The organism is Bacillus sp. NEAU-Y102 (assembly GCF_054788175.1).
In genome coordinates this window covers 136,113-148,247 of the sequence record NZ_JBTWFK010000004.1, presented here as the reverse complement: position 1 = coordinate 148,247, position 12,135 = coordinate 136,113, and the positions used below count along the sequence as shown (strand labels likewise).

At 37.8% G+C, this 12,135-nt stretch carries 10 protein-coding genes; 1 reads left to right on the top strand and 9 read right to left on the bottom strand.

What is annotated here, in order from left to right; all coding sequences use genetic code 11:
- Window positions 1-26: 26 nt before the first annotated feature.
- The 5 genes from moaD to moaA are packed head-to-tail and all read right to left on the bottom strand — an operon-like array spanning window position 27 to window position 4,148.
- Window positions 27-260, bottom strand: coding sequence for a molybdopterin converting factor subunit 1 (gene moaD / locus ACYFX0_RS12580; RefSeq protein ID WP_000573685.1), 234 nt, complete (start codon window positions 258-260; stop codon window positions 27-29).
- Window positions 257-727 (bottom strand): molybdenum cofactor biosynthesis protein MoaE, encoded by a 471-nt coding sequence (locus tag ACYFX0_RS12575; RefSeq protein ID WP_000951544.1) that lies wholly within the window; start codon window positions 725-727, stop codon window positions 257-259. The genes moaD and ACYFX0_RS12575 overlap by 4 nt, the downstream gene beginning before the upstream one ends.
- Window positions 728-771: 44 nt before the next feature.
- Complete coding sequence (locus ACYFX0_RS12570) at window positions 772-2,061, bottom strand: molybdopterin molybdotransferase MoeA (protein WP_000890797.1); 1,290 nt, start codon at window positions 2,059-2,061, stop codon at window positions 772-774.
- Between the two features lie 42 nt (window positions 2,062-2,103).
- Window positions 2,104-3,117, bottom strand: a complete 1,014-nt coding sequence (locus tag ACYFX0_RS12565) for a molybdopterin-synthase adenylyltransferase MoeB (protein WP_001158062.1) — start codon at window positions 3,115-3,117, stop codon at window positions 2,104-2,106.
- Between the two features lie 17 nt (window positions 3,118-3,134).
- The gene (gene moaA / locus ACYFX0_RS12560) at window positions 3,135-4,148 is read right to left on the bottom strand and encodes a GTP 3',8-cyclase MoaA (protein WP_000545009.1); all 1,014 of its coding nucleotides are present in this window, start codon (window positions 4,146-4,148) and stop codon (window positions 3,135-3,137) included.
- A gap of 324 nt (window positions 4,149-4,472) precedes the next feature.
- Between moaA and ACYFX0_RS12555 the strand changes: the two genes are divergently transcribed.
- The gene (locus ACYFX0_RS12555; protein WP_000013863.1) at window positions 4,473-5,165 is read left to right on the top strand and encodes a Crp/Fnr family transcriptional regulator; all 693 of its coding nucleotides are present in this window, start codon (window positions 4,473-4,475) and stop codon (window positions 5,163-5,165) included.
- 136 nt (window positions 5,166-5,301) lie between these two features.
- Here the strand turns inward: ACYFX0_RS12555 and narI are convergent, their stop codons facing one another.
- Genes narI through ACYFX0_RS12535 form a run of 4 tightly spaced genes read right to left on the bottom strand, consistent with a single transcriptional unit; the run spans window position 5,302 to window position 11,707 of the window.
- On the bottom strand, window positions 5,302-5,991 hold the full coding sequence (gene narI, locus ACYFX0_RS12550; RefSeq protein WP_000969224.1) for a respiratory nitrate reductase subunit gamma: 690 nt from the start codon (window positions 5,989-5,991) through the stop codon (window positions 5,302-5,304).
- 17 nt (window positions 5,992-6,008) lie between these two features.
- Window positions 6,009-6,539, bottom strand: coding sequence for a nitrate reductase molybdenum cofactor assembly chaperone (narJ, locus tag ACYFX0_RS12545; RefSeq protein WP_460270619.1), 531 nt, complete (start codon window positions 6,537-6,539; stop codon window positions 6,009-6,011).
- A 19-nt stretch (window positions 6,540-6,558) separates the two neighbouring features.
- Complete coding sequence (gene narH, locus ACYFX0_RS12540; RefSeq protein ID WP_000692656.1) at window positions 6,559-8,034, bottom strand: nitrate reductase subunit beta; 1,476 nt, start codon at window positions 8,032-8,034, stop codon at window positions 6,559-6,561.
- A complete protein-coding gene (locus ACYFX0_RS12535) occupies window positions 8,024-11,707 on the bottom strand; it encodes a nitrate reductase subunit alpha (RefSeq protein WP_242314133.1) in 3,684 nt (1,227 codons plus the stop codon). The genes narH and ACYFX0_RS12535 overlap by 11 nt, the downstream gene beginning before the upstream one ends.
- Window positions 11,708-12,135 lie beyond the last annotated feature (428 nt).

The window sequence follows — 12,135 nt, the reverse complement described above, 5'->3', positions numbered from 1 at the left end:
TCCTAACATGATTAGGCTGAAAAGAATCAACCACCACTTACTGGCGGAATCATTGCTATGACATCGCCAGTTTGAATGATATCATCCTCATTTGCATACTCTTCATTTATAGCGACCATTATCTCACTTGAAATTGCTACGTTGTATTTCGTAATAAGGACTTCCTTTAGTTCAGCAACCGTAATATTTTCACAATCTATGTGTAATGCTGACTTACTTACTTCTTCTTGTAAATGTGCAAATAATAGTACTTCAATCATATTCTCATCTCCTTTCCAGGCTCACCATTTGCATACGCTACCTTCTCTAACTGATCACCTATCCATGACTCACCATCTTTCCAAAACTCTTTCTTCCATATTGGAACAATTTGTTTTATACGCTCCATAATATATTCGTTCGCCTCATAGGCAGCTTTCCGGTGTGGTGTAGAAACAGCGACGACAACAGCAAGATCAGAAATTTGTAATGTACCAATGCGATGTGTAATGGCGACATTTGTCCCAGGCCACATCTCTCCTACTTCGGTGCCAATTCTCTTAAGCTGTTTCTCCGCCATTGACTTATATGCTACATACTCTAAATATAGCGTACGACGGCCTTTCGTAAATTCTCTAACAGTACCAATGAAAGTCGCAACTGCGCCACATTCACGACGAATTACTTTGTTTGTAACTTCTTCAATTGAAATAGGTGTATCAATTACTTCATAATACGTATGTGCCATCTTGCACCTCTTATCTTTGTATAAGTTAGCAATCTATTTTTCTATTATTTGTATGATCGAAGTGGTTCTTCCCACGGCCACTCACTTCCGGCGCTTGATTCTAATAACAGTACCGAGACAGTTATTCCTGCTTTAAATCCTCTCGTTCCTCCCGGCAGGACGATACATGCATTCGCCCCTGCAAGTGAAGAAATTGCACTAGATTTGTCTAAACCAACTGGTGTAGCTTGCAATGTTCCATCTACAATTTCCACTTTCCCTCGTACAAAACGAGTAAATGGGTTTGCTTTCAGAAAGTCTTTCTGTAATATTGCCTCTGTACGATATACGTGCGAATCTTTTCTATGCAAATATGTTCCAATGACTGGCCGAACATATAATTCACAACCGACATAACAAGCTGAAGGATTACCAGATAGACCAAATAATAGTTTTCCTTCTAGCTCAGCTACAGTTGTCACACTTCCTGGTCGCATCGCTATTTTGTTGAAAAGCACATTAGCTCGTAATTCCTCATAAATAGCAGGTAAATAGTCATAGTCTCCTACCGAAACGCCACCAGTTGTAATTAAAATATCGACTTCTTTTATCGCTTTTTTCACAGTGTTATAACACGTCTCAAAATCGTCAGCGAATTGTCCATAATACTGTACAACTCCGCCCGCTCGTTCAACTTGAGCAGCTATCATATAGGAGTTACTATTTCGAATCTTCCCTGGCTTTAATTGTTCATGTACTTCAAGCAGTTCGCTTCCTGTCGTTACAATTCCGATAACCGGCTGTTTTACAACGTAAACGGTACTATAACCAAACGTAGAAAGAAGCGCCACTACTCCAGGGTTAATAACAGTCCCTTTTTTCACAAGGATGGTATTTTGTTTTACATCTTCACCTTTAAAAGAAATGTTATCCCCAGCAATAAAGGAGCGTTTCAATTTCATATAAGTCTTTTCACTTTCTTCAAATCCTTCAGTTAGCTCTAACATAACAACTGCATTACATCCGGCTGGAATTGCGGCACCTGTCATAATACGGACAGTTTGAAATGGTTTCACTTCTTCTGGAAAAACAAAACCTGCTCCAATTTCGCCAATCACTTCAAACTGAATGGGGTTACTACTACTCGCTTCTTTTGTATCTTCTGCTCGAATCGCAAACCCGTCGTATGGAGAGCGATCAAAGTGAGGGACATCATGATCTGCAATAACATCTTCTCCAAGAATTCTTCCGTAACTTTCTATAAGAGAAACCTTTTCTATTTCACCTTGATGAGCGTATTTCATTACACGTGCCACTGCTTCTGCCACCGGAATTGGTATACGTTTTTCTAACATTCTTTTTCACCTCGTTTTAATAAGGGGCAACGCTCTTTCTGTTCATCCTATATATTTTGCGTATAATCGTTTTGCTATTTTCACATCATTTGTTCCATGAATAAATGCCCTACCGTCTGTAAATAAAACGAAACGATATTCATCAATTAGAAATGATAGTAAGTAAGGCGTTTTTTGGACATGTACACTTTTTTGTAATCGTTTTTGAATTTCGTTTAAATTAAGATCTCTCTTTATTCCTGAACGGATTTGAACTGTATTCCGTCCGCATAGCACTTCCGTTTTCATCTGCGCTTCAAATGCTAGACTTGGATACGTTCGTGATTTCCCACAAGATGGACATGTACTTTTTTTCTGTCTATTTACTTTTAATGAAAGATATTGATTGTTCCAAATATCAAATGATAACATCGTTCCTCTTAACGACTCATAATCATCCACCAATATTTTCATCGCCTCTGTTACTTGGTGAGCAACGACCATTTGTACAGCTGGCTGAATGATTCCGGCTGTATCGCATGTTGCACCGCCCATAGGATGATCCATTAGACAGCGAAAACATGGTGTTTTCCCAGGAAGAATTGTATACGTTACACCGTAACTTCCAATGCATCCACCATATATCCAAGGTATATTTTCTTTTTGTGAAATGTCATTTATAAGTAGCCGCGTATCGAAATTGTCAGTCGCATCTATGATGAGATCCACTTCTTTTGTTAACTCTTCTATTTCTTGCATTGTGACATCCGTTACAACTGGTACAATTTTTACTTCAGAATTAATCTTCCTTACATGTTCTGCCGCTGCAATTGCTTTCGGTTTGCATTGCTGCGCATCTTCTTCTATGTATAACTGTTGCCGCTGTAAATTACTCCATTCCACGTAGTCACGGTCAGCGATTGTCAATTTCCCAATTCCCATCCTAACGAGTGTTTCTGCATTCGCAGCTCCTAATGCACCTGCACCAATTAGGAGCACATGCTTTTCTCTTATTTTTCTTTGTCCTATTTCACCAATTCCAGAAAACAATATTTGCCTTGCATATCGCTCTTGCATAGGGAAACCTCCTCTCACTATCCGCCAATGTAGGACATTTCAACTTTTGGACGTTGATTTGTACTTTCCGCCGTTCTTTCATCTGAATATCGATCTGTTCTATATCGCCATGTATGTTGTAAAATTTTTAATAGTGATGCATCAGAAATATTTCCTCGAAGAAGCGTTCGCAAATCCGTTCCTTTCGTTCCAAATAGACACGTGAAAAACTTGCCGTCTGCCGAGATACGAGCTCTCGTACAAGAAGAACAAAATGACTCAGATACTGAAGTAATAAACCCAACTTCTGCATCGCTCCCTACATATCGATACAATTTCGCAACTTCTCCAAAGTAACGAGGCTGAGCGGGCTCAACTGGATATACGCGATTAATCTTCTCTATTAATTGTTCCTTCGTAATAACTTGTTCAAAGTTCCAGTCGTTTGTACTGCCCACATCCATAAACTCTATAAAACGGAGCTGAATGTCTTGTTCTTTAAAATAACGAGCCATACGAAGAATTTGACTATCATTCATTCCTTTTTTTACGACCATATTTACCTTTACTTCTAATCCAGCAGCCTTTGCTGCTTCAATTCCTTTCAGTACAGGTTTTGTATTTACATTTCGTCCATTAATTTTTTTGAAGACATAATCCTCTATCGCATCTAAACTAATATTTACACGTTTTAATCCCGCTTCTTTTAACGCCTTTGCTTGTTTTGCTAAATGAATACCGTTTGTTGTGAGTCCAATATCTTTTAAGCCTTCTAGCTTTGCAAGTCTTGCAATTAACATCGGTAAGTCTTTACGCAATAACGGTTCACCGCCAGTAAGCCTAATTTTATTGACTCCCAGACTTATAAATAATCTCGCTAATCTTTCTATTTCATCAAACGTTAATAAAAGCTCTTCCTGTAAAAAAGCGTAATCAGGTCCGAACACTTCAGCAGGCATACAGTATGTACACCTAAAATTACAACGATCAATAACTGAAATACGTAAATCTTGAAGTGGCCGTTCTAAAGAATCTTTCATGTTCTCGTGCATCTATATCCCTTCTTTTCTGCTGTAATCCTTAGTAAGCTTTCATTTTTTTATTTGCCTTCATTATAAAAAAGAAGCTACATATTCAATGTGACTTTTCTCACATTACTTTCTCCATTCAAAAATTCTTCACAAATCCGTTCGAATTTTGTTCACATCTTTAATCTCATCCACTTTGTCTATTGAATTTTTCAAACTAAAAATTGAAAATCACTTCCCCTTACGGTCATTGAAATTTCAATGTATTTTTAAAATAGCTCTTGCATTTTCATCATACTTACACTCAAAATAGGAAATGTATTGCTTATAAGAAGAAAGGTGATCACTGTGGCAAACAGTATGACATTATCTCAAGATTTAAAAGAATTACTTGCATCTGTTGAATATAAAATGCAAATTAAAAAAGGTAGTTTTATTTTTCAAGAAGGTATGGAGGCAACAGAGCTCTATATCATCCACTCAGGAAAAGTACAAATTAGTAAATTAAGTGCTGACGGGCAAGAATTAACACTCCGTATTTGTTCGGCATACGACATTATTGGAGAATTAACATTATTCACGGACAATGCGAAGTATTTATTAAATTCAAAATGCCTTGAAGATGTTGAAGTAGGGGTTATAAAGCGTGAAACCTTAGAAAAAGCATTGCTCCAAAAACCCGCACTTGTATTTGAATTTATGAAATGGATTAGTGAACATTTAAGAAGAATGCAAACGAAGTTCCGAGATTTAGTATTACACGGCAAAAAAGGTGCCCTGTATTCTACTCTTATACGAATGACAAATAGTTACGGTGTATTAAAAGAAAATGGGATTCTCATCGATTTACCATTAACGAATCAAGAACTTGCTAATTTCTGTGCAACTTCACGTGAAAGTGTAAATCGAATGTTAAATGAATTAAAAAAGCAAGGTACAATTTCTATTCATAAAGGAAAGATTACAATCCACGATTTACAATTTTTAAAATGTGAAATTGCTTGTGAAGATTGCTCTGCCTCTGTTTGTAGCATTGATTAGCATCTTATTTAGATGCTAATCTTTTTTCAATTTAAGCTACTTATTAACGGTTATTCCCTATATAAACAAAAACGAGGCCTTCCATATTAGACCTCGTTTCGTTTTAACCATTAGCTCCTATCCGTTTACAGCAGTATTATTTTTTCAACTCATTAGGAATACGTCTTCTGTAAATTACATAACTACGGCTTACATATTTAATTGGGGCACTAAATACATGTACAAGTCTTGTAAATGGCCATACTGCGAATAAACCCATTCCTGCAAGAATATGAATTTTAAACCATACTGGTACTTCCATCATATATTCAACTTTCGGTTGGAGAATAAAGAGACTTCGGAACCAAGGGCCAATCGTTGTACGATAATCAAATCCTTTTGAATCTATATTTAAAAATGTTGAAGAAAGTCCTGCTAGCATTACGATAAGTAATAAAATAAGCGCAATATAATCTCCCTTTGTACTCGTTGCAATGATACGCTTTACTGTTACACGGCGGTACGTTAATATAATTAAACCGATAATAGAAGCAATACCTGCCGGAAGCCCAAAACTAATTGCTACTACATGATACATATGCTCAGAAATACCTATTGAACGATATACAGCTTCTGGAATTAAAATCCCCATAACATGGCCGCCAATTACGAACATGATCCCAAAGTGGAATAATAGACTTCCGACCCGGAGCATCTTCTTTTCTAATAGTTCACTAGATTTTGATGTCCATCCAAATTGATCATAGTTGTATCTAAAAATATGTCCACCGATAAAGATCGCAAAAATGATATAGGGAAACAATACCCAAAGAAATTGATCCATCATTTTGACAACGCTCCTTTCTAATTTGTCTGTACACCCCATGTTTCGATAGCGAGTAGCACAGACGCAAAAATTGGTTCATACATACTACCCGCTTCTTTTAATTGAACATGTAATGCTTGTATATTTTCCGTGTATTTACTCATAATTGGTTCACTGTCTTGCTCATTTGCATTTGCAAAAAACTCAAGTAAAAGTGGTAAATAGTCAGGTAGTTCTTTATCTGTTACGCTAAAACCTGATTTTTTATAATGTTGTTTTAACTCTAGTAATTCAATACCTCTTTCTCTTTGTTCACCAGTGTTCATATAAGTAAGATACATATTTGTTTTCTTCCCAAAATCGAATGTATATACGTAACTATCAATGAGTTGATCATTCGTTTTATCTAGCGCTTGCTTTATAAAGCCTGTAAGTGACGCTTTAACGTCTTCCTGTTCTATTGTTTCAACCTCTTCTTGCAATTCAGTTAAAGCTTCTCTCCACCCTAGTTCAGGATAGGAGAGAAGAAAAGAAGAACAAGAAAAAGCTGTTTGTAAACTTTGTTTCATAATTTTCTGCCCCCTTTATTTAAGAAATTGTCATACAAGAGCCTGGACCACCTGTGAATGATAAACCACAGCTTCCTTGTTCGCTATATAAATCTGCCACTTGTTCACGGTGAGATGTCGGAATAACGAAGCGATCTTTATATTTCGCGATGGCAAGAAGACGATACATATCTTCTACATCCTGTTTCGTTAAACCAAGTTCTTTTAATACAGCTTCATTTGGCTCTTTATTAATTTGAAGTGCTCTCATATGCGTTCGCATAACAGCCATTTTCTTCAATGTAAGACGAATGTGTGATTCATCCCCCGCAGTGAGTAAATTCGCTAAATATTGAATTGGAATACGCATATTATCAATAGCAGGGAAAATCTCTTCTGCTTGCCAGTTACTACCTTTTCCCTCCACCATATTCATAATCGGGCTAAGCGGCGGGATATACCAAACCATTGGCATTGTACGATACTCTGGGTGAAGAGGTAGAGCAATTTTCCAATCGATAATCATTTTATAAATTGGCGATTGTTGCGCCGCTTTAATCCATTCTTCAGGAATTCCTTGTTTTTTCGCTTCAGCTGCCACTTCTGGATCATTTGGATCTAGAAAAACAGTAAGCTGAGATTCATATAAATCTTTTTCGTCTTCAACAGAAGCTGCTTCTTTTACTTTGTCAGCGTCATATAGCATTACCCCAATATACCGAATACGTCCTACACATGTTTCCGAACAAATCGTTGGCATACCCGCTTCAATACGTGGGAAACACATTGTACATTTTTCAGCTTTATTCGTTTGCCAGTTAAAATACACTTTTTTATATGGACAAGATGATACGCAGAATCTCCATGCGCGACATGCATTTTGATCGACAAGAACAATCCCATCTTCTTCACGTTTATACATCGCACCAGATGGACAAGATGATACGCACGAGGGATTCATACAATGTTCGCATATGCGTGGTAAATACATCATAAAGACGTTTTCAAAATCTGTTTTAATTTCTTCTTCCATTTTCTTTACGTTCGGATCTTGCAATCCTGTTATATGTCCGCCTGCTAAATCATCTTCCCAGTTTGGACCCCATTCAATTTTGTCGATAAATTCGCCTGTAATTGCTGATTTCGGACGAGCAACTGGTTGATGCTTACGTTGCGGACTATTTGTTAACGTTTCATAATCATAATTCCAAGGTTCAAAATAATCATCAATTGTTGGTTGATCTGGATTGTGGAAAATGTTCATAAGACGTTTCATTTTCGAACCAGATTTCAGCTGAATTTCACCATTTTTCAATTCCCAACCGCCTTTATATTTCTCCTGATCTTCCCATTGTTTCGGATAACCAATTCCAGGCTTCGTTTCTACGTTATTGAAGTACATATATTCAGCACCTGGACGATTTGTCCAGGTGTTTTTGCACGTTACGCTACAAGTATGGCAGCCGATGCATTTATCTAGATTCATTATCATTCCGACTTGTGCTTTAATCTTCAAGCCAATCTACCTCCTTCAGTTTGCGAATTACAACGTTTAAGTCACGCTGGTTCCCAGTCGGACCGTAATAGTTAAATCCATAACTTAATTGACCATATCCACCAATCATATGTGTCGGTTTTACGTGAATTCGAGTTGGACTATTATGCGTTCCCCCGCGGTTACTTGTTAATTTCGTACCAGGTACGTTAATGTGACGATCTTGTGCATGGTGCATAAACGCCATTCCTCTCGGTATACGATGCGTTACAACAGCACGGGCTACAACAACACCGTTACGATTAAAGCACTCAATCCAATCATTATCTGCTACACCAGCTTCTTCAGCATCCTCTTTATTCATCCAAACAGTTGGACCACCTCTAAACAGCGTTAACATCGGTAATGAATCGAAATACATACTATGAATGGACCACTTATTATGCGGCGTTAAATAATTTAACGTAATCTCTTTTCCTTCTACTTCAGGTCGTGATTTACGGAACGGTTTATGTTGCAGAATCGGTTTAAACGTTGCCATCGTTTCACCAAATTCTTTCATCATGTCATGATCTAAGTAGAAAGATTGTCGTCCAGTGATTGTTCTCCAAGGGATGAGGCGTTCCACATTTGTTGTAAACGGTGAGTAACGACGTCCACCTTTTTCAGAACCTGTAAAGGCCGGAGAAGTAATTACTGTTTTTGGCTGCGCTGTAATTTGTTCAAATGTGAAGCATTCTTCTTCACGTTCTTCTGCTAAATCACGTAATTTTAAATCCGTTTGTTTTTCAAGTGCTTCCCATGCTTTTACAGCCATATGACCATTTGTTGTAGAAGAAAGTGTTAATACCGCTTCAGCAGCATTGATTGCTTCTTTTATGTCTGGGCAACCTTTTGCAATAGAATCCGTTCGAACAACTCCTAATCGGCTCTTTAATTGCTCATACTCTTTTTCTGCGGACCAAGAAATCCCTTTCGTACCAATCGGTTGTTTTCCCGCATTTGGTCCTAGCGAAGTCATTTTGTCATAAATTGTTTTATAATCTCTTTCAACAACATGAATTTGTGGCATTGTTTTACCTGGTATTGGCTCACACTCACCTTTGCTCCAATCTTTAATCTTGCCAAGTGGTTGCGCTAATTCTTGCGGTGTATCGTGAAGAAGTGGCGTTGCAACAACTTCTTTCATTGGTTCAAGATCAATTTTCTTCGCTAAATCTGACACAGCTTTAGAAAGTGAAGTGAAAATATCCCAGTCAGAGCGCGCTTCCCACGGTGAACCGATTGCTGGATTAAATGGATGCACAAATGGATGCATATCTGTACTACTTAAATCATGTTTTTCGTACCAAGTTGAAGCAGGTAAGACGATATCAGAATAAAGCGCTGTTCCAGCCATACGGAAATCTAAGTTAATGAGTAAATCTAACTTCCCTTCTGGTGCTTCTTCATGCCATTTAATTTCTTCTGGTCGTAATGAATCACTATCGTCATTCATTAACCCGTTTGTTGTACCTAATAAATGTTTTAAGAAATATTCGTGTCCTTTACCAGAACTTGAAATTAAGTTCGCACGCCATACGAATAAGTTGCGCGGGAAGTTGTTTTTGTTATCTGGATCTTCAATCGCAAATTTTAGTTCTTTTTCTTTTAATTTTTGTGCAACATATTTTCCGATTTCTTCTTGCGTTGTTGCACCAGCAGCAACAGCTTCTTTATATAATTCAATCCCATTTTTCTCGAATGTCGGATACGAAGGTAGCCAGCCAAGTCGTGCCGCTAATACGTTGTAATCACCGTGATGTTGATAACGAGAGTTGCCTTCTACTGGTGATGCTAAATGTCCAACCGGTGTATCTTCATAGCGCCATTGATCTGTTACGAAATAGAAGAAAGATGTACCATTTTGTAATTTCGGTGGCCCTTGCCAATCTTTTGCCATCGCGATTGTTTGCCATCCTTCTGCTGGTCGTAATTTTTCTTGCCCAACATAATGCGCCCATCCCCCGCCGTTTACTCCTTGTGCTCCAACTAGAAGAACAAGATTTAAAACTGCGCGATAAATCGTATCAGAATTAAACCAATGGTTAATACCAGCTCCAACAATAATCATCGAGCGACCATTTGTATCAACGGCATTTTGTGCGAACTCACGAGCGATTTGAATAATTAGTTCTCGTTTCACTCCTGTCATTTTCTCTTGCCATGCAGGTGTAAACGGTACATCATCATTGAAGTCTTTCGGCTCTTGTCCGCCAAGCCCTCGGTTCACGCCGTAATTTGCTAACGTTAAGTCGTATACAGTTGTAACGAACACTTCGCCTTCTTCTGTCATAACCTTTTTCACTGGAATTGTACGTTCTAATACTTTGTTTCCATCATCAGAGAAGTACGGAATTTGTACAGTTCCAATCGATTCTTCCATTCCAAGTAAAGAAAGACGTGGGTCAATCTTTTCACCTGTTTCTTCATCTTCTAAACGCAAGTTCCATTTCTTTTCGTTATCCCAACGTGAGCCCATTGTGCCTTGAGGTGTTGCAAAATCATTCGTATTCTCGTTCCAAAGAACAGGCTTCCATTCTCCTAACTTCGTTTCGCGTCCAATATCAGAAGCGTTTAAGAAACGATCAGCAACGAATTGATCTCCTTTTTGTTTCAATGTGACAAAGAAAGGAAAATCAGTATATTGCTTCGCATACTTTGTGAAATATTCCACTTGATTATCTACGTAAAACTCTTGTAAGATCACATGCCCCATTGCCATCGCAAGTGCACCATCTGTACCTTGTTTTACACTAATCCAATCATCGGCAAACTTTGTAGATTCAGCGAAGTCAGGACTGACAGAAACGACTTTCGTTCCTTTATATCGAACCTCTGCTAAAAAGTGAGCATCTGGTGTTCTCGTCATCGGTACATTTGAACCCCATGTCATAATGTAACCAGAGTTATACCAGTCACTACTTTCTGGTACATCTGTTTGATCGCCCCAAATTTGAGGAGAAGCTGGTGGTAAATCTGCGTACCAATCATAGAAACTAAGCATTGGCCCGCCCATAAGTTGCATAAAACGACTACCAGCAGCATGACTTAACATCGACATAGCTGGAATTGGTGAAAAACCAACATTTCGGTCTGGACCGTATTTCATTACTGTGTAGAGTAATGAAGCAGAAACAAGTTGTAACACTTCATCCCAATTCGCACGAATGAATCCCCCTTTACCACGTGCCTGCTTATACTTGCGTGCTTTTTCAGGGTTTTCCACAATGCTTTTCCAAGCATCTAGTGGTGACTTGTTATTTTGTAATTCCTCTTGCCACATACTCCAAAGAACACCACGTACATACGGATATTTCACACGAAGTGGACTATAAATATACCAAGAAAAACTCGCTCCACGCGGACATCCTCGTGGTTCAAAATCAGGCATATCTGGACCTGTAGTTGGATAGTTAAGCTCCTGTCCTTCCCAAGTTACGATTCCATCTTTCACATATATATTCCAGCTACATGAACCAGTACAGTTCACACCATGTGTAGAACGAATTACTTTATCATGCTGCCAACGCTTTCTGTACACATTCTCCCATTCACGATCTTCATATGTTTCTTGAGTATGATTATCGTTATAACGATCTATTGGTGAAAAATATTTTAAACGTCTCATTAGTGCTGAAGGTTTCTTCTTCATACTGTTCACTCCTTTAATACGTCTCTCTTACATACCCTTACTATAAGAGAGGTTGTAAAATACAGATGTGACATTTCGCACAGTTCAAGAGATTGTCAAAAATTCAGTAGAAAATAAGTTTGTGAGAAAATCTTTTATTCCGTTTTGAAGGGTTATGATTAATCGTGATTATTAGGAGAATGGTATTTTGAGGTATCGACTATTTTGCAAAAGAAAAACGCAGGAGAAATTCCTACGTTTTTCTTTATAAATATATAAAAAAGAGTTTTGATATTATTTCAAAACTGCCATAAGGAAGAGTTTAGAAATTGTATATAAGGAATTTTTTCTTTAACAATACTATTTTATATCCAGACATATTTTACATAAAACTACAAATCATTATTTACTGTATTGCCCTTAGTTACGGAAACAATTATACTAGATGT